This window comes from Streptomyces hamibioticus (assembly GCF_047946815.1).
Taxonomy (GTDB): domain Bacteria; phylum Actinomycetota; class Actinomycetes; order Streptomycetales; family Streptomycetaceae; genus Streptomyces.
The window spans coordinates 2,762,132-2,780,072 of sequence record NZ_JBKKQY010000001.1 but is presented as its reverse complement, the minus strand read 5'-3'; the positions used below and the strand labels follow the sequence as shown (position 1 = coordinate 2,780,072).

The 17,941-nt window shown below is 73.3% G+C and carries 16 protein-coding genes; 6 read left to right on the top strand and 10 right to left on the bottom strand.

From position 1 onward, the window contains the following. Positions 1-168 precede the first annotated feature (168 nt). The 4 genes from ACLGIH_RS12280 to ACLGIH_RS12265 all read right to left on the bottom strand — a co-directional run bounded on the left by ACLGIH_RS12280 (position 169) and on the right by ACLGIH_RS12265 (position 5,303). Complete coding sequence (locus tag ACLGIH_RS12280; protein WP_416525286.1) at positions 169-1,392, bottom strand: hypothetical protein; 1,224 nt, start codon at positions 1,390-1,392, stop codon at positions 169-171. Positions 1,393-1,599: 207 nt separating this feature from the next. Then, on the bottom strand, positions 1,600-3,252 hold the full coding sequence (locus ACLGIH_RS12275; protein ID WP_416525285.1) for a phospho-sugar mutase: 1,653 nt from the start codon (positions 3,250-3,252) through the stop codon (positions 1,600-1,602). 695 nt (positions 3,253-3,947) lie between these two features. Further along, entirely contained in the window at positions 3,948-4,772 is an 825-nt protein-coding gene (locus ACLGIH_RS12270) for a purine-nucleoside phosphorylase (protein ID WP_416525284.1), read from the bottom strand. A 93-nt stretch (positions 4,773-4,865) separates the two neighbouring features. Next, positions 4,866-5,303, bottom strand: a complete 438-nt coding sequence (locus tag ACLGIH_RS12265; protein WP_416525283.1) for a gamma-glutamylcyclotransferase family protein — start codon at positions 5,301-5,303, stop codon at positions 4,866-4,868. Positions 5,304-5,400: 97 nt separating this feature from the next. Here ACLGIH_RS12265 and ACLGIH_RS12260 point away from each other — a divergent pair, with 97 nt between their 5' ends. Next, the gene (locus ACLGIH_RS12260) at positions 5,401-6,849 is read left to right on the top strand and encodes an NAD(P)H-quinone dehydrogenase (RefSeq protein ID WP_416525282.1); all 1,449 of its coding nucleotides are present in this window, start codon (positions 5,401-5,403) and stop codon (positions 6,847-6,849) included. A 167-nt stretch (positions 6,850-7,016) separates the two neighbouring features. Then, the gene (locus tag ACLGIH_RS12255; protein ID WP_416525281.1) at positions 7,017-7,994 is read left to right on the top strand and encodes a DeoR/GlpR family DNA-binding transcription regulator; all 978 of its coding nucleotides are present in this window, start codon (positions 7,017-7,019) and stop codon (positions 7,992-7,994) included. Positions 7,995-8,158: 164 nt separating this feature from the next. Here the strand turns inward: ACLGIH_RS12255 and ACLGIH_RS12250 are convergent, their stop codons facing one another. Beyond that, a complete protein-coding gene (locus ACLGIH_RS12250) occupies positions 8,159-9,931 on the bottom strand; it encodes an acetyl/propionyl/methylcrotonyl-CoA carboxylase subunit alpha (protein WP_416525280.1) in 1,773 nt (590 codons plus the stop codon). Positions 9,932-10,294: 363 nt separating this feature from the next. On the opposite strand from ACLGIH_RS12250, the gene ACLGIH_RS12245 reads away from it, so the two are divergent. Continuing rightward, positions 10,295-10,771 carry a hypothetical protein gene (locus ACLGIH_RS12245; RefSeq protein WP_416525279.1) on the top strand — a complete coding sequence of 159 codons (477 nt, stop codon included), beginning with the start codon at positions 10,295-10,297 and terminating at the stop codon, positions 10,769-10,771. A 30-nt stretch (positions 10,772-10,801) separates the two neighbouring features. On the opposite strand, the gene ACLGIH_RS12240 is transcribed toward ACLGIH_RS12245, so the two are convergent. From ACLGIH_RS12240 to ACLGIH_RS12225, 4 genes are all read right to left on the bottom strand, one after another. Continuing rightward, a complete protein-coding gene (locus ACLGIH_RS12240; protein WP_416525278.1) occupies positions 10,802-11,410 on the bottom strand; it encodes a Maf family protein in 609 nt (202 codons plus the stop codon). Between the two features lie 32 nt (positions 11,411-11,442). Next, complete coding sequence (gene mmpB / locus ACLGIH_RS12235) at positions 11,443-11,571, bottom strand: morphogenic membrane protein MmpB (RefSeq protein WP_107062905.1); 129 nt, start codon at positions 11,569-11,571, stop codon at positions 11,443-11,445. A 134-nt stretch (positions 11,572-11,705) separates the two neighbouring features. Next, positions 11,706-11,915, bottom strand: a complete 210-nt coding sequence (locus ACLGIH_RS12230) for an acyl-CoA carboxylase epsilon subunit (RefSeq protein ID WP_416525277.1) — start codon at positions 11,913-11,915, stop codon at positions 11,706-11,708. Between the two features lie 9 nt (positions 11,916-11,924). Further along, on the bottom strand, positions 11,925-13,514 hold the full coding sequence (locus tag ACLGIH_RS12225; RefSeq protein WP_416525276.1) for an acyl-CoA carboxylase subunit beta: 1,590 nt from the start codon (positions 13,512-13,514) through the stop codon (positions 11,925-11,927). A gap of 110 nt (positions 13,515-13,624) precedes the next feature. Here ACLGIH_RS12225 and ACLGIH_RS12220 point away from each other — a divergent pair, with 110 nt between their 5' ends. Next, the gene (locus tag ACLGIH_RS12220; RefSeq protein ID WP_416525275.1) at positions 13,625-14,488 is read left to right on the top strand and encodes a biotin--[acetyl-CoA-carboxylase] ligase; all 864 of its coding nucleotides are present in this window, start codon (positions 13,625-13,627) and stop codon (positions 14,486-14,488) included. Positions 14,489-14,725: 237 nt separating this feature from the next. After that, positions 14,726-15,898: an adenylate/guanylate cyclase domain-containing protein gene (locus ACLGIH_RS12215; RefSeq protein WP_416525274.1), complete on the top strand. Its 1,173-nt coding sequence runs from the start codon at positions 14,726-14,728 to the stop codon at positions 15,896-15,898. Positions 15,899-16,038: 140 nt separating this feature from the next. Here the strand turns inward: ACLGIH_RS12215 and ACLGIH_RS12210 are convergent, their stop codons facing one another. After that, positions 16,039-16,671, bottom strand: a complete 633-nt coding sequence (locus tag ACLGIH_RS12210) for a hypothetical protein (RefSeq protein ID WP_416525273.1) — start codon at positions 16,669-16,671, stop codon at positions 16,039-16,041. 234 nt (positions 16,672-16,905) lie between these two features. On the opposite strand from ACLGIH_RS12210, the gene ACLGIH_RS12205 reads away from it, so the two are divergent. Continuing rightward, positions 16,906-17,706, top strand: coding sequence for an enoyl-CoA hydratase/isomerase family protein (locus ACLGIH_RS12205; RefSeq protein WP_416525272.1), 801 nt, complete (start codon positions 16,906-16,908; stop codon positions 17,704-17,706). Positions 17,707-17,941: the final 235 nt, after the last annotated feature.

Below are 17,941 nucleotides of genomic sequence, written 5' to 3'. Positions count from 1 at the left end.
CGTGGGCGGTGGGGTGCGTGTGCGTGGTGCGCGGGTGGGGTGGCTGCGCGTGGTGTGTGGGAGCGGGGTGGCTGCGCGTGGTGTGTGGGGCGGGGTGGCTGCGTGTTGCTTGGTGCGCAGGGTGCCGTGCCTGTGCGTGGTGCGCTGTGTGGCTGGGGCGCGCGGCTGTTACGGCGCGCTCGTCCAGACCAGGAGCATGTGGGCGCCGCAGTACGCCGAGCCCAGGACCGCCGTGGCCAGGGCGAGTGCGCGGTAGCGGCGTGAGGCCCGGGACAGGTGCAGGGCCAAGGGGAGCAGCAGCGGGAAGGCCGGGAGCAGGAAGCGGGCCCGCGGGAAGTACACGCCGCCGCTGCCCAGCACGATCGCCAGCATGACGCCGGTGAAGACCAGCAGCGGGAGCGGCTGGCGGTCCCAGACCGACAGGCCGAACAGCACGACCGCCCCGATCAGGGTGAGCGTCACCACGACCAGGAACAGATGGGGCGTGGGGTCGTACACCAGCAGCTGCCGGAACTGGCGCAGTGTCTTCACCCCGAAGTCCACGTCGTTGTACCAGAGCCGCTGTACGGCGAAGTAGCCGTCCCAGCGGCCCAGGCGCAGGCCCACCCAGCCGACGTACGCGCACCAGCCCAGCGGCGCGAGGACCGCCGCCAGGGCCGCCCGCGGGCGGACGGGGCGGTGCCGCAGGGCGAGCAGCGCCGCCACGCTGACCGCCGCGGCCACCGCGATGCCGGTCGGGCGGGTCAGGCCCGCCAGCGCGGCGAAGCCGGCCGCCCACAGCCAGCGGCCGGTGAGCACCGCGTACAGCGACCAGGCCGTGAGCGCGGTGAACAGTGATTCGGTGTAGCCCATCCACTGCACCAGGCCGACCGGGAAAGCGGCCCACAGCGTGGTGAGCAGGACTCCGGCGCGGCGGCCGTACAGGCGGTCGCCGACCGCGAAGATGCCCCAGGCAGCGATGAGCGAGGCGACGACGGCGAGGCCCAGGGCCGTGGTCGCGCGGATGCCCGGCGTGACGACCGCGATGGCCTTCACCAGGACCGGGAAGAGCGGGAAGAACGCCAGGTTGTTGGTGTTGTGGGTGGTGCCCAGCTCGTCCGTGTAGCCGTGGTCGGCGATGGCCATGTACCAGTCGGCGTCCCACTGCGTGGCCAGGATCGTGTACACGTCCTGTCCGCGGCGGCGCGCCCAGTCGGCGAGCACCAGCAGGCCGGTGATGCGGACGGCGAGGTAGGCGGCCAGGGCGGGGGCCGCCCGGTGCAGGGCGTGGGCGAGGCGCCGGGCGGCCCGGGCGGCGGCCGGGGGCCGGTCGGGCGTCGGTGTGCGGGAGTGAGGGCGCCGGGTGCCGGGGATGCGTCCGCTCGGGGTGGTTTCGCGGGCGGTCGAGGACACGGCGGCGGCTCCCTGGGTGGTCGGTGGTGGGTCGTGGGACCACCGTTGCCCGCGGGGGGACCGCGGGCGGGGAGCGCCGGTCAACCGGCGTGCGGAAATCACCCGATGGGGTGCCCCCGGGTGGGGGACCCCGGGGGCGGGTTCCGTGTTCGGCCGGGGTTGGGGTTCGGCCGGGTTCGGGCCGGTTCGGGGTTCGGGCCGGTTCGGTCAGATGCCCGCCGCGGTCGAGAAGTCGCGCTTCAGTGCCGTCAGCAGGTCCTGGGCCTTGGTGCGGGCCGCGGGGAGGTCGGCGTGTGTTCCGACCGGGACGACCACCTCCAGGTAGCACTTCAGCTTCGGCTCCGTGCCGCTGGGGCGGACGATGACCCGGGCGCCGTCGAGCGTGTAGCGCAGGCCGTCGGTGGGCGGCAGGTCGGCCGTCCCCCGGGTGAGGTCCTCGGCCTTCGTGATCGGCAGGCCGGCGAGGTGGATGGGCGGCTGTTCGCGCAGGCGGCGCATCGCGCCGGCGATGAGGGAGAGATCCTGCACGCGGACCGAGAGCTGGTCGGTGGCGTGCAGGCCGTGCTCGACGGCGAGGTCGTCGAGGAGGTCGAGGAGGGTGCGGCCGGCCTCCTTGAGGGTGGAGGCCAGTTCCGTGATCAGGAGGGCCGCGGTGATGCCGTCCTTGTCGCGTACGCCGTCGGGGTCGACGCAGTAGCCGAGTGCCTCCTCGTAGCCGTAGCGGAGGCCCTCGGCGCGGGCGATCCACTTGAAGCCGGTGAGGGTCTCGACGTGGGGCAGGCCCGCCTTCTCGGCGATGCGGCCGAGGAGGGAGGAGGAGACGATGGACTCGGCGAAGGTGCCGGTCGCTCCGCGGGTGACCAGGTGGGCGGCGAGGAGGGCGCCGACCTCGTCACCGCGGAGCATGCGCCAGCCGGTGCCGTCGGGGACGGCGACGGCGAGGCGGTCGGCGTCCGGGTCGTTGGCGATGACCAGGTCGGGGGCGGGGGTGATGGCGCCGGCCGTGGCGAAGGCGAGGTCCATCGCGCCGGGCTCTTCCGGGTTGGGGAAGGCGACGGTGGGGAAGTCCGGGTCGGGGTCGGCCTGCTCGGTGACGAGGGCGGGGGCGGGGAAGCCGGCGCGTTCGAAGGCGGCGAGGAGGACGTCCTTGCCGACGCCGTGCATCGCCGTGTAGACCGTGCGGGCCGTGCGGGGGGAGCCGGGGGCGAGCACGGCGTCCGTGCGGGCGAGGTAGGCGTCGAGGACGGTGTCGTCGAGGGTGTCCCAGCCGGTGGTGGGTCGGGGGACGTCGTTCAGGGACCGTACGGCGGCGATCTCGGCGGCGATGTCCGTGTCGGCGGGCGGGACGATCTGGGAGCCGTCGCCGAGGTAGACCTTGTAGCCGTTGTCGCGGGGCGGGTTGTGGCTGGCGGTGACCTCCACGCCGGCGACGGCGCCGAGGTGGCGGATGGCGAAGGCGAGGACGGGGGTGGGAAGGGGGCGGGGGAGGAGCGCCGCCTTGAGGCCGGCGCCGGTCATGACGGCGGCGGTGTCGCGGGCGAAGTCGGCGGACTTGTGGCGGGCGTCGTAGCCGATGACGACGAGGCCGGCTGTGCCGTCGCCGTGGCGGGCCCCCTGCTTCTTGAGGTACGCGGCGAGGCCGGCGGCGGCGCGGATGACCACGGAGCGGTTCATGCGCATGGGGCCGGCGCCGAGTTCGCCGCGGAGGCCGGCGGTGCCGAACTGGAGGGTGCCGCTGAAGCGCGCGGCGAGCTCTGCGTGGTCCTCGGCGTCGATGAGCTTGGCGAGTTCGTCGCGGGTTTCCGCGTCGGGGTCCTCGGCCAGCCATGCCTGGGCCCGGGCGATGAGATCGTCGTGCACGTCGGGTCAGCCTCTCGTCTGTGGTTCGGGTGACGGTCGTGGGGTGTCTGCGGCGCCGTGGGTGGATGCCTGCGGCGCCTGTGCGGGTTCGGTGGGGGTGCGCGTAGCGCCTTGGGTGCGGTGGGTGGTTCGGGGCCGCGCCGGGGGGTGTCCGTCCTCGGAACGTCGCGGAATCGGTCTGTTGTAGAGGGTGCCCGCGTTGACGCGACAACCGCTGCGGGCGGACACCCCCCGGCACGTCCCCTTCCCGCCGCGGGCGGCTGCGGGTGGTGCCCCGGCCGAGCGTCGCTTCCCGCCGTGGGCGGCTGCGGGTGGTGCCCCGGCCGAGCGTCGCTTCCCGCCGCGGGCGGCTGCGGGTGGTGCCCCGGCCGAGCGTCGCTTCCCGCCGTGGGCGGCTGCGGGTGGTGCCCCGGCCGAGCGTCGCTTCCCGCCGTGGGCGGCTGTGGGTGGTGCCCACGCCAGGCGTCGCTTCCCGCCGCGGGCGGCTGCGGGTGGTGCCCGGGCGGGCGCGCGCCCCACCGGGCCGTCCAGCCGCGGACCGACCGCGTCAAGCCCGGGCAGTCGTGCCTCCCCCAGTGCCTGAACGGCCGGGGAGGCGCTTCCAGGGCGGCACGGGTGGGCGCTGGGGATACCCCTCGGGGGGACGCCCCGTTCCGCCGGGCTGCGCGACGCCCCGGCGCCGGGCACCGCGCCGGTTACAGGCGGCCGAGGACCTTCGTCAGGAGTTCGCCCATCCGCGTCGCGGAGTCGCGGCCGGCCTGGAGGACCTCCTCGTGGTTGAGGGGCTCGCCCGTCATGCCGGCGGCGAGGTTGGTGACCAGGGAGATGCCGAGCACCTCCGCCCCCGCTTCGCGGGCCGCGATGGCCTCCAGGACCGTCGACATGCCCACCAGGTCCGCGCCGATGACGCGGGCCATGCGGATCTCGGCCGGCGTCTCGTAGTGCGGGCCGGGGAACTGGGCGTAGACGCCCTCCTCCAGCGTGGGGTCGACCTCCTTGCACAGGGCGCGCAGCCGCGGCGAGTAGAGGTCGGTGAGGTCGACGAAGTTGGCGCCGACGATGGGGGAGGTCGCGGTGAGGTTGATGTGGTCGCTGATCAGAACCGGCTGGCCGGGGCGCATGCCCTCGCGCAGGCCGCCGCAGCCGTTGGTGAGGATCACCGTCTTGGCGCCGGCGGCGACGGCGGTGCGGACGCCGTGCGAGACCGCGGCCACGCCGTGGCCCTCGTAGTAGTGGGTGCGGCCCAGGAAGACCAGCGCGCGCTTGTCACCGATGGCGTACGAGCGGATCTTTCCGCCGTGGCCCACCACCGCCGGCTGCGGGAAGCCGGGCAGCTCGGTGACCTGGAACTCGGCCTCGGGCTCGCCCAGGGCGTCCACGGCCGGTGCCCAGCCGGAGCCCATCACGAGCGCGACGTCGTGGGTGTCGGCGCCCGTGAGTTCGCGCAGGCGGGCCGCGGCGGCGTCGGCGGCGGCGTGGGGGTCGCCCTGGATGTCGTCCGGAAGAAGAGATGCGTTCACGGGGATGAGGGTAACCGCTTTACGCCTACGCGCGTAGATGACGGAGCCGACGGGATCCGGATTGTTGTTTTGTCGTTTTCGACGAAGCCCGTCTCAGCAGGGGCGCTTGCGCAGCTCCATCACGTAGTCGTGGGGCGCGCCGGCGGATTCCGCGGCGTCGGCCAGTTCGCCCAGGTAGCGGGCGGAGGGCAGGCCGCCCTCGTAGCCGTTCAGGACGTAGGTCCAGGCCCGCGTCTCGCCGTCCAGGGTGTGCACGCGGACCCGGGTGCGGCGGTAGATGTCCAGGCCCACGCCCTCCCAGCGGTCGAGGGAGTCCTCGTCCATCGGGGCGATGTCGTACAGGGCGACGAAGACCTGGGAGAGGGGGTCCTCCACCAGGGTCACGAGCGCTCCCTCCCAGCCCATGTGCTCGCCGCCGAACGTCAGCCGCCAGCCGTTCACCCAGCCGGTGGCGCGCAGCGGCGAGTGGGGGGCGCGGCGGGACATCAGCCGCGCGTCGAGGTTGCCGGCGTACGCGGCGTAGAGCGACATGGGGAGAGGGTACGGCAGGCGGCTCCTGGGTCACTCCGGTAACGGGGGCGCATCGGGTGGGCCCCCTGCGCGGTCTTTGGTTGAAGGGTGCGGGACAATGGAGTACGTGACTCGGATCGTGATCATCGGTGGCGGACCCGGCGGATACGAAGCGGCGCTGGTGGGCGCCCAGCTCGGCGCGGAGGTGACCGTCGTCGACTGCGACGGTCTGGGCGGGGCGTCGGTGCTGACCGACTGCGTCCCGTCCAAGACCCTCATCGCCACGGCCGAGGTGATGACCACCTTCGACTCGTCGTACGAGGAACTGGGGATCATCGTCGCCGACGACACCCCGCCCGTGGAGCAGGCCGCCCGGGTGGTCGGCGTGGACCTGGGGAAGGTCAACCGGCGAGTGAAGCGTCTCGCGCTGGCGCAGTCGCACGACATCACCGCCTCCGTGACGCGCGCCGGTGCCCGGGTCATGCGCGGGCGCGGGCGGCTGGACGGCATGCAGGCCCTCGACGGGTCCCGGAAGGTCGTGGTGCGGGCCGCCGACGGGAGCGAGGAGACCCTCACGGCGGATGCCGTGCTCATCGCCACCGGTGGACACCCGCGCGAGCTGCCCGATGCCCAGCCGGACGGCGAGCGGATCCTGAACTGGACCCAGGTGTACGACCTCGACGAGCTTCCCGAGGAGCTGATCGTCGTCGGGTCGGGTGTCACCGGTGCCGAGTTCGCCGGTGCCTACCAGGCGCTGGGCTCGCGGGTGACGCTCGTGTCGTCGCGGGACCGGGTGCTGCCGGGCGAGGACCCGGACGCCGCGGCGGTGCTGGAGGACGTCTTCCGGCGGCGCGGCATGAACGTGATGGCGCGGTCGCGCGCCGCGTCCGCCAAGCGGGTGGGGGACCGGGTCGAGGTGACCCTGTCCGACGGGCGGGTCATCACCGGCTCGCACTGCCTGATGGCCGTCGGCGCCGTCCCCAACACCGAGGGGATGGGGCTGGAGGAGGCCGGGGTGCGGCTGAAGGACTCCGGGCACATCTGGACCGACAAGGTGTCGCGGACCACCGCCCCGGGTGTGTACGCCGCCGGTGACGTGACCGGCGTCTTCGCGCTGGCCTCGGTGGCCGCCATGCAGGGGCGGATCGCCATGTACCACTTCCTCGGCGACGCCGTGGCCCCGCTGAACCTGAAGACCGTGTCGTCCAACGTCTTCACCGACCCCGAGATCGCCACGGTGGGGTACACCCAGGCCGACGTCGACGGCGGCAAGATCGACGCCCGCGTCGTCAAGCTGCCGCTGCTGCGCAACCCGCGCGCGAAGATGCAGGGCATCCGGGACGGCTTCGTCAAGATCTTCTGCCGGCCGGGCACCGGGATCGTGGTGGGCGGTGTGGTCGTCGCGCCCCGCGCCTCGGAGCTGATCCACCCGATCTCGCTCGCGGTCGACAACAACCTGACGGTCGAACAGATGGCGAACGCGTTCACCGTCTACCCGTCCCTTTCGGGGTCGATCGCCGAGGTGGCGCGGCAGCTGCACACCCGGAAGTCGGGCGCGGAGGGCTGACGGCCGGAATCGACTCCCCGCCGGTTACGGGGAGTTGCCGCAGGTGCGTACGGCATAGGTAGTCGGAGTAACCTCCTATACCACTTCATGCCCTCCCGTGCGAACAACTTCTGTTATTCGGCGCAAACTGCTGAAAGCAGACGGTCGTTGGGGTTACTGTCAGTTTCGTGTTCGCTGCAGAACGTCGCCAATTGATCCTCGAAATGGTGCGAGCGAACGGGGCAGTGTCGCTCCGGGAGCTCGCCCGCGTCGTCCAGACCTCCGAAGTGACCGTACGGCGGGACGTGCGTGCGCTGGAGGCAGAAGGACTCCTCGACCGCCGACATGGCGGTGCGGTACTGCCGGGTGGGTTCACACGCGAGTCCGGCTTCCCGCAGAAATCGCATCTCGCGACCGCCGAGAAGACGGCCATCGCCGATCTCGCCGCGGGTCTGGTCGAAGAAGGCGAGGCCATCGTCGTCGGGGCGGGTACGACCACGCAGGAGCTGGCTCGCCGGCTCGCGCGGGTGCCCGGGCTGACCGTCGTCACCAACTCCCTGCTGGTGGCCCAGGCCCTCGCCCATGCCAACCGCGTGGAGGTCGTGATGACCGGCGGCACGCTCAGGGGGTCCAACTACGCCCTCGTCGGCAGCGGTGCCGAGCAGTCCCTGCAGGGGCTGCGCGTCTCGCGGGCCTTCCTCTCCGGGAGCGGGCTGACCGCCGAGCGGGGGCTGTCCACGTCCAACATGCTCTCGGCGTCCGTCGACCGTGCGCTGGTGCAGGCCGCCGCCGATGTCGTCGTCCTGGCCGACCATACGAAGCTGGGCACCGACACGATGTTCCAGACCGTGCCGACCGATGTCATCACCCGGCTCGTGACGGACGAGCCGCCGGCCCATGACGATCGTGCGGCCACCGAGCTCCAGGCCCTCGCCGACCAGGGCGTGCAGATCGCCGTGGCCGGTACGCAGGGCGGGAACGGCGGTACCGGCGGTCAGGGGGGTGAGGCCGGGCCGACGCGACAGCAGCGCCGGGACGTGCCACTGCCCGGACCGCGCCGCCAGGTGCCCGGCACGGGGCCGGGGCTCAGGACGGCCACGGCGCTGGGTGAGCAGGGCACCGGTGCGGAGCAGCGGGCCCGGGTCGCTGATCTGCGGCGGCGCTGAATGCGGGTGGGTGGGGTGTGAGGTGAGTACCCACCCGCCGTAGGGGCCGGCGTGCGTGCGCGTGTGCGGGTCGTTTCTTGGTTGCTCGCGGCCGAGCCGCATGCCGGACGGGACCCCGCGCCCTCACCGGCGGGCACGGGGAACGCACGTCACATGATCTGCTGTCAGTCCTTGATCTCGCAGATGGCGGAGCCCGAGGTGATGGAGGCGCCCATCTCGGCGGTCAGGCCCTTGACGGTGCCGGACTTGTGGGCGTTGAGGGGCTGTTCCATCTTCATGGCCTCCAGGACGACGACCAGGTCGCCCTCCTTGACCTCCTGGCCCTCCTCCACGGCGATCTTGACGATGGTGCCCTGCATCGGAGAGGCGAGGGTGTCGCCGGAGGCGGCGGGACCGGACTTCTTCGCGGCGCGGCGCTTGGGCTTGGCGCCGGCGGCGAGGCCGGTGCGGGCCAGGCTCATGCCGAGCGACGCGGGCAGGGAGACCTCCAGGCGCTTGCCGCCGACCTCGACGACGACCGTCTCGCGGCCCGCGTCCTCCTCGGCCTCGGCGTCGGCCGGGGCGGCGAAGGGCTTGATCTCGTTGACGAACTCGGTCTCGATCCAGCGGGTGTGGACCGTGAACGGGTCTGTGGAGCCGGTCAGCTCGGGCGCGAAGGCCGGGTCACGCACCACCGCGCGGTGGAACGGGATCGCGGTGGCCATGCCCTCGACCTGGAACTCCTCCAGGGCGCGGGCGGCGCGCTCCAGCGCCTCCTTGCGGGTGCGGCCGGAGACGATCAGCTTGGCCAGCAGGGAGTCCCACGCCGGGCCGATGACGCTGCCGGACTCCACACCGGCGTCCAGGCGGACGCCGGGGCCGGAGGGCGGGTCGAACCTGGTGACCGTGCCGGGGGCGGGCAGGAAGTTGCGGCCCGGGTCCTCGCCGTTGATGCGGAACTCGAAGGAGTGACCGCGCAGCACCGGGTCGTCATAGCCCAGCTCCTCGCCGTCGGCGATGCGGAACATCTCGCGGACCAGGTCGATGCCGGCGACCTCCTCGGTGACCGGGTGCTCGACCTGGAGACGGGTGTTGACCTCCAGGAAGGAGATGGTGCCGTCGTTGCCGACGAGGAACTCCACGGTGCCGGCGCCGACGTAGCCGGCCTCCTTGAGGATGGCCTTGGAGGCGCGGTACAGCTCCGCGACCTGCTCCTCGGACAGGAACGGCGCGGGGGCCTCCTCGACCAGCTTCTGGTGGCGGCGCTGGAGGGAGCAGTCACGGGTGGAGACGACGACCACGTTGCCGTGCTGGTCGGCCAGGCACTGCGTCTCCACGTGGCGGGGCCTGTCGAGGTAGCGCTCGACGAAGCACTCGCCGCGGCCGAAGGCGGCCACCGCCTCGCGGACGGCGGAGTCGTACAGCTCGGGGACCTCTTCGAGGGTGCGGGCGACCTTCAGGCCGCGCCCGCCGCCGCCGAAGGCGGCCTTGATGGCGATCGGCAGGCCGTGCTCCTCGGCGAAGGCCACGACCTCCTCCGAGCCGGAGACCGGGTCCGGGGTGCCGGCGACCAGCGGGGCACCGGCGCGCTGGGCGATGTGCCGCGCCGCGACCTTGTCGCCCAGGTCGCGGATGGCCTGCGGCGGCGGGCCGATCCAGATCAGACCGGCGTCCAGGACCGCCTGGGCGAACTCCGCGTTCTCGGAGAGGAAGCCGTAGCCGGGATGGATGGCGTCCGCGCCCGATTCACGCGCGGCGCCCAGGACCTTGCCGATGTCCAGGTAGCTGGTGGCCGGGGTGTCACCGCCCAGGGCGAACGCCTCATCCGCGGCGCGGACATGCAGAGCGTCCCGGTCCGGGTCCGCGTAGACGGCCACGCTCGCGATCCCGGCGTCCCGACAGGCCCGGGCCACGCGGACAGCGATTTCGCCACGGTTGGCGATGAGCACCTTGCGCACGATTGAGGCTCCCTCCTTGAAACAAGCCGAGTTTAGGGACTGCCGACACGGCACTTCGACCCGTCCCCAATGGTGAGCTTGCCCACACGGAGCGTGATTCGAGGCTCGCTCGACCCGCGAAAGCCCTTGTCGCACCACGGTACGCAGGCCTCCTCCCGGAAACCCTAGCCCGGCGATGTGGTCAAGGTCTCTGTGAGAGCGTGCTGCGGCCCACTCGGTTTCTTTGTGGAGTCCCTACGAATGGCCCAATGATTCTTTGCCCGCCGTAGAACCCTTGTCCGAAGGTTTACCCGTTAGTAGCGTTCGCGACGTCCAGGACGTACTCGGGGTAACCGTGGTGTGCTCGAAGGTGGGTGGGGGCCGGTGGTGCGCAGACCGGTGGCGTGGATCGTGACGGTCGTGCTGTTCGCCGAGGCGCTCGGCATCGCGGCGCTGAACTGGTTCCTCGGAGTGGTCGTGGACCGGCAGAGCATGTCGCTGGCCGGCCTCGACCCGCACATGATGTCCGTGTCCTCGAAGGCCGGCGGTGTCGTCTTCGGCCTCTACTTCGCCCTGTGCGCACTGGTCGCGCTGCTGGTGGCCCTGCGCGACCGGCGGCCCGCCGGGCTCGGCCGGGTGCTGCTGATCAGCGCGGCCGTGGTGCACGCGCTGCTCGGCGCCTTCACCTGGGGGCTGGTGGGCTGGCCGGCCTTCCTGTTCATGGTCCTGGTGCTGGGGCTCATCGTGCTGCTGCTGATGACGTACGACGCGGGGGAGCCACCGGCGGACGGGGGACCGCACACCGCCGGGAACGGCGGTCCCGCCGACGGCGAGCCCGCGAACGGCGCCGCGCCCGCGTGAGGACGACCGGCTCGCGGCACCGGGCTCAGGTCACGTCCACAGGTCGGTGACGGAGGTCCCCAGCCGGCCCAGCAGGCGCCGTACGAGGGGCAGGCTGATGCCGATCACATTGCCGTGGTCGCCGTCGATGCCGTCGATGAACGGCGCCGAGCGGCCGTCCAGGGTGAACGCCCCGGCGACGTGCAGGGGCTCGCCGGAGGCGACGTAGGCGGCGATCTCCTCGTCGGTCGGGTCGCCGAAGCGGACGACGGTGGAGGCGGTGGCCGAGGCGTGGCGGCCGGAGACGGTGTCGTAGACGCAGTGGCCGGTCTGCAGCGTGCCGGCCCGGCCGCGCATCGCCTTCCAGCGGGCGGTGGCCTCCTCCGCGTCGGCGGGCTTGCCGAGCGCCCGGCCGTCCAGGTCGAGCACCGAGTCGCAGCCGATCACCAGGGCGCCCCGGACCTCGGGCCGGGCGGCCACCACGGAGGCCTTGGCCTCGGCGAGGGCGAGGGCCAGCTCCGCCGGGGTCGGGGCGGTGACGGCGTCCTCGTCGACACCGCTCACGATCACCTCGGGGTCGAGTCCGGCCTGGCGCAGCAGTCCGAGCCGGGCGGGGGACTGGGAGGCGAGGACGAGTCGCCTGCGGCGCTGAGCAGTCATACGGCCAGGTTAGTCACCCGGCCGGGGCCGGCTCACCTCACCCCGATCACGATCATCGCCAGCACCATGGCCAGCGCCAGGAGAACGCTCAGCCGCCGCAACATGTCCTGCGTGTCGCGCAGTTCTTCGGGCGGCTCGTTCTCGGGGTCGGACCACAGCATGCCACCAGCGTGAGGCCTGCCCGGGGAGGGCGCCTGAGTACGGGTACTCAATTGGGGCGCGGCGTTTCGCTTTCCGTGCGCCCACGCGCGCAGCCGCATGCCGGCACGGCCCCGCGCCCCTGAGTCCACCGTCGCTAGCCCGGCCAGTACGTGCGTGTCCAGGAGGCCGGGCCCGGGTGGGGCAGGTGGGCCGCCGCGATGCGGGACGGGTCGGACCACGCGTCGCGTGGGCGCTGCCCGCCGGGCGGCTCGGCTGCCGCCGCCGCGGCGCGGGCGCGGACCACCGCCAGGGCGGCGGCCAGCTCCTCCGGGGTGGGGTTGCCCCGTACGACCTTGATCGTCACAGCGGCTCCTTAGAGGGGGATGTTGCCGTGCTTCTTCGGCGGGAGGGATTCCCGCTTGGTGCGCAGCTGACGCAGGCCGCGGACGATGTGGCGGCGGGTGTCGGACGGCATGATCACGGCGTCGACGTAGCCGCGCTCGGCCGCGACGTAGGGGTTGAGGAGGGCGTCCTCGTACTCCTGCATCAGGCGGGCCCGCGCCGCCTCGGGGTCGTCCGAGTCGGCGATGGTGCGGCGGTGCAGGATGTTGACGGCTCCCTGCGCGCCCATGACCGCGATCTGGGCGGTCGGCCAGGCCAGGTTGAGGTCGGCGCCCAGGTGCTTGGAGCCCATCACGTCGTAGGCGCCGCCGAAGGCCTTCCGGGTGATCACCGTGATCAGCGGGACCGTCGCCTCCGCGTAGGCGTAGATCAGCTTGGCGCCGCGGCGGATGATGCCGTCGTGTTCCTGGTCGACGCCGGGCAGGAAGCCGGGCACGTCGACGAAGGTGATCACGGGCACGTTGAAGGCGTCGCACGTGCGGACGAAACGGGCCGCCTTCTCGGAGGCGGTGATGTCCAGGCAGCCGGCGAACTGCATCGGCTGATTGGCGACGATGCCGACCGGGTGGCCCTCCACGCGCCCGAAGCCGGTGAGGATGTTCGGTGCGAACATCGGCTGGGTCTCGAAGAACTCGGCGTCGTCCAGCACGTGCTCGATGACGGTGTGCATGTCGTAGGGCTGGTTCGCCGAGTCCGGGACGAGCACGTCCAGCTCGCGGTCCTCGTCGGTGACCGCCAGGTCCGCCTCCTCCGGGAAGGCGGGGGGCTCGGAGAGGTTGTTGGACGGCAGGTACGACAGCAGCTGCTTGACGTACTCGATGGCGTCCTTCTCGTCGCCGGCCATGTGGTGGGCCACGCCCGAGGTGGAGTTGTGGGTGCGGGCGCCGCCCAGCTCCTCGAATCCGACGTCCTCGCCGGTGACCGTCTTGATGACGTCCGGGCCGGTGATGAACATGTGCGAGGTCTGGTCGACCATGACGGTGAAGTCGGTGATCGCGGGGGAGTAGACCGCGCCGCCCGCGCACGGTCCGACCACCAGGGAGATCTGCGGGATGACGCCGGAGGCGTGGGTGTTGCGGCGGAAGATCTCGCCGTAGGCACCGAGGGAGGCGACGCCTTCCTGGATGCGGGCGCCGCCGGAGTCGTTGATGCCGATGACCGGGCAGCCGGTCTTCAGCGCGAAGTCCATCACCTTGACGATCTTCTGGCCGTAGACCTCGCCGAGGGCCCCGCCGAAGACGGTGAAGTCCTGCGAGAACACGGCGACCGGGCGGCCGTCGACGGTGCCGTACCCGGTGACGACCCCGTCGCCGTAGGGCCGGTTGGCGTCCAGGCCGAAGTTGGTGGAGCGGTGCCGGGCGAACTCGTCCAGCTCCACGAAGGAACCCTCGTCGAGCAGCAGGCCGATGCGCTCACGGGCCGTCAGCTTGCCCTTGGCGTGCTGCTTCTCGACGGCCCGTGCCGAACCGGCGTGCGTAGCCTCCTGGATACGGCGCTCGAGATCCGCGAGCTTCCCCGCGGTGGTGTGGATGTCAGGCTGCTGCTCTTCCGGCTCGGACATCGGGATGCGGCTCCCTGCCTGCTCAAAAGGGGGGACGGTTACTCATTCGTAGAGTAGTAGTGGGCCCTCGGATCGGCAGTGCGGTCTTTCCCACACCTAGTCTGGCTTGCATGACGCCGCGAGATGCCTCAGACGACAGCAGCAGGTGGTCCGACCTGGACCGCCCGCCCCTGAACGCCACCGCCCTGCGCCGGGGCCTGGTGCGGGAGGGCGGCCTGTGGACACAGGTCGAGGTGGTGCCGCGCACCGGCTCCACCAACTCCGACCTGGTCGCGCGCGCCGCCGAGGGCGCGGCGGGCGAGGGGGCCGTCCTGGTCGCCGAGGAGCAGACCGCCGCGCGCGGACGCCTCGACCGGCAGTGGACGGCACCGGCCCGCTCCGGCCTGTTCTTCTCCGTGCTGCTGAAGCCGGGCGAGGTGCCGGTGCCGCGCTGGGGCTGGCTGCCGCTGCTCACCGGCGTCGCGGTGGCGACCGGCCTGTCCCGCACAGCCGGCGTCGACACCGCCCTGAAGTGGCCCAACGACCTGCTCGTCACCGTCGGCGGCGAGGAGCGCAAGGCCGGCGGCATCCTGCTGGAGCGGGCCGGCGACGACGGCGTGGTCATCGGCGTCGGCATCAACGTGACCCTGCGGGCCGAGGAGCTGCCGGTGCCCGTGGCCGGGTCGCTGGCGCTGGCCGGGGCGGCGAGCACGGACCGGGACCCGCTGCTGCGCGGGGTGCTGCGGTCGCTGGAGGAGTGGTACGGGCGGTGGCGGTCGGCCGGGGGCGACCCGGGGGCCTGCGGCCTTCAGGAGACGTACGCCGCCGGGTGCGCGACCCTCGGACGGGTGGTGCGCGCGGAGCTGCCGGGCGAGCGGTCGGTGGTCGGCGAGGCGGTGGCCGTCGACGGGGACGGGCGGCTGGTCCTCGCCACGGAGGAAGGGGTGCAGGAGCCGGTGGGCGCGGGAGACATCGTGCACCTGCGCCCGGCGTGACGCGGCCCGCCCGAGCCCGCCCGGCGACGGCGGACGAGACCCTTCCGGCCGAGGGCGGAGGACCGGGCGCGGAGGACCGGGGACGGCGGCCCCCGGCGGGGCCCGCGGGGAGGCCGGGTGCCGAACGGGTACCGGAGCCCTACCGTCGGCTTTACCTGACGGAGTGAGCTGGCCCACAGCTGACGTAAAGTTGGGGCCGGTCGAACCTGACCGCGGCAGATCGGAAGGGCAACAGGCGTGACCGTCGACGACACGGGCTCCGGCGCGGACGGAGACGGCCGGGTGGACCCGCCCCCGGGCTCCACTCCGCCCGAACTGGGGGACTCCCACGCCGCCGACTCCGGCGAGGACGGCGAGGACAACCCCCTCGCGCTCCGCCTCGAACAGCTCATCCTGGGCGCCGAGCGCCGCTACACCCCTTTCCAGGCGGCCCGCAGCGCCGGTGTCTCCGTGGAGCTGGCCACCCGCTTCTGGCGGGCCATGGGCTTCGCCGACATCGGCCAGGCCAAGGCGCTCACGGAGGCGGACGTCCTGGCGCTGCGGCGGCTGTCCGGTCTGGTCGAGGCCGGGCTGCTGAGCGAGGCCATGGCGGTCCAGGTGGCGCGCTCCACCGGACAGACCACCGCCCGGCTGGCCGAATGGCAGATCGATTCCTTCCTGGAGGGCCTGACCGAGCCCCCCGAGCCCGGCATGACCCGCACCGAGGTCACGTATCCGCTGGTCGAGCTGCTGCTGCCGGAGCTGGAGGAGTTCCTCGTCTACGTCTGGCGGCGCCAGCTCGCCGCCGCGACCGGCCGGGTCGTGCAGGCCGCCGACGACGAGGAGATGGTCGACCGGCGGCTGGCCGTCGCCTTCGCCGACCTCGTCGGCTTCACCCGGCTGACCCGCCGGATGGAGGAGGAGGAACTCGGCGAGCTGGTCGAGGCCTTCGAGACCACCGCCGCCGACCTGGTGGCCGCGCGCGGCGGCCGGCTGATCAAGACCCTCGGCGACGAGGTGCTGTACGCCGCCGACGACGCGGGCACGGCCGCGGAGATCGCCCTCAGGCTCATCGAGACGATGGCGGGTGACGAGACGATGCCGGAGCTGCGGGTCGGCATGGCCTTCGGGACCGTGACCACCCGGATGGGCGACGTCTTCGGCAGCACCGTCAACCTGGCCTCGCGGCTCACCTCGATAGCGCCGCGCGACGCCGTTCTCGTCGACGCCGCCTTCGCGGAGGAGCTGATCCGCACCAGGGACGCCCCCTCCTCGGAGGCGGAGGCGGCCGAGGAGGCCGCCGCGGCGGAGAAGGAGGGCGAGGAGCCGCCGACGTACCGCTTCGCGCTCCAGCCGATGTGGCAGCGCCCGGTGCGTGGCCTCGGCGTGGTCGAGCCGTGGCTGCTGACGCGGCGGGGCGAGCAGCCGTAGGCCCTGCCGCCGAGCCCGTCGGACGGTCGGCCGGCCGGCCCGTCGGGCCTGCCGGTCACTCCCGCCGGGTCTGCCGTCCGGCGAGTTCGCCGGTCCCCCTCCGGGTCTGGTGGTGCTGAGTCCGCCGGTCCGTGAGGCAGTCAGCCGGGCAGGTCCACGCACAGCCCGATGACCGGCACGCACAGGCCGGGACGGTCCGGTTCCGGTGTGCGGTCCGGGGTGGACGGGGGCGTGCCGCGGCTCGGCGGCGCGGGGCGCTCGTTTTCCGGCGGGCGGGGCGTGGGCGTGGCCGCCGGGGGCGGGTTCTGGCCGGGCGCCGGACGGGTGCCGGGCGGCCGGGGCCTGTCGGGGGAGTTCGGGGCGTCCGGGACGGACGTCGCCGGCCTGCGGGCGGACGGGACGGTCGGACGCCACGTGCCGGTGGCCGAGGTCGGGGCCGGGGCCGGGGCCGGCACGAGTACGGACCCGGTGGCCGCCGGTGTGCTCAGGGCGCCCATCACGGAGGTCGCCGACGGGCCCGGCACCGTGGGCGGGCCGGCGGTGGCGGTGGCCGTCCGCTCCGCGGCGAGGCCGCCGCCCGCGCGGGGCCCGGCCTCGGCCGCGTCGAAGCCGCCGGGGTCGGCGTCAGGCGCCGGGCGTACGAGACTCAGGGCACCGGCCGCCAGGGTGAGGGCGCCGACGGCGACCAGCACCTTGCGCGGACGGGGGCGGCGGTGCCGGCCACGGGGGCCCCGTGGGCGCTGCGGTGTGGCCGGCGTGTCGGTCGTCGTCATCGTCCCTCCCCGGTGCGCACATCCCCCGGTGCGCCGTGGTGGGGCGCACGCTATGCGCTCGCGGGGGCGGAGGCGCCGAAGGCGGGTGGGTGTCACCCGAACGGGTGGACGGGCTCGGCCCGGCGGGTCCCGGCCGGGCCGCGCCGCGGGTTTCCGGCGGGGCTTTCCCCGGGCCCGGACGCCTGCGATGATCGGGCCGTCCAGTTGTTAACCCGCGTTAACCCGGAGGGTGTCATGAGCGAGGAGCGGTTCGGAGAGTTCGTCCTGGTGCGGCGGCACGGGGACGGGCATGTCGCGGAGCTCGCCCTCGACCGGCCGAAGGCCATGAACGCCGTCTCGACCGCGATGGCCCGGTCCGTCTCCGCCGCCTGTGCGGCGCTGGCCGACGACCGCGGCGTACGGGCCGTCGTGCTCACCTCGACGCACGAGCGGGCGTTCTGCGTCGGCGCCGACCTGAAGGAGCGGAACACCTTCAGCGACGCCGACCTGCTGCGCCAGCGGCCGGTGACGCGCGGGGCGTACACGGCGGTGCTGGAACTGCCGATGCCGACGGTCGCGGCCGTGCACGGATTCGCCCTCGGCGGCGGGTTCGAGCTGGCGCTGTCCTGCGATCTGATCGTGGCCGACCGTACGGCGGTCGTGGGGCTGCCCGAGGTGTCCGTGGGCGTGATCCCCGGGGGTGGCGGCACGCAGTTGCTGCCCCGGCGGGTGGGGGCGGCGCGGGCCGCCGAGCTGGTCTTCACCGCGCGCCGGGTGGAGGCCGCCGAGGCGCGGGAGCTGGGCATCGTCGACCAGCTGGTGGACGAGGGCCGGGACCGTGCGGAGGCGCTGGCGCTGGCGTCCCGGATCGCGGCCAACTCACCGGTCGGGCTGCGCGCGGCCAAGCGGGCGCTGCGGCTCGGGCAGGGGCTGGACCTGCGGGCCGGCCTGGAGGTGGAGGACGCGGCCTGGCGGACGGTGGCGTTCTCGGGGGACCGGGCGGAGGGTGTCGCGGCGTTCAACGAGAAGCGGAAGCCGCAGTGGCCGGGGGAGTAGCCGGTCCCGTCGGCCGGCCCGGCGCCCGGCGCCGGCCGACTCGGCCCGCCCGGCGGCTGAGGGTCCATGACCGGCGGCTGAGGGTCCAGGACGCCCGCTCCCTTGCCGTTCGCCCCGGCCCGCTCCTTTCCGGTTCGTCCCGCCTGTTCCCTCCCGTTTCGCCTCGCCTGTTCCCTCCTCTTTCCCTCGCCCGTCCCCTTCCCGTTCGCCGAGACCGATTCCTTCCCGTTCAGCC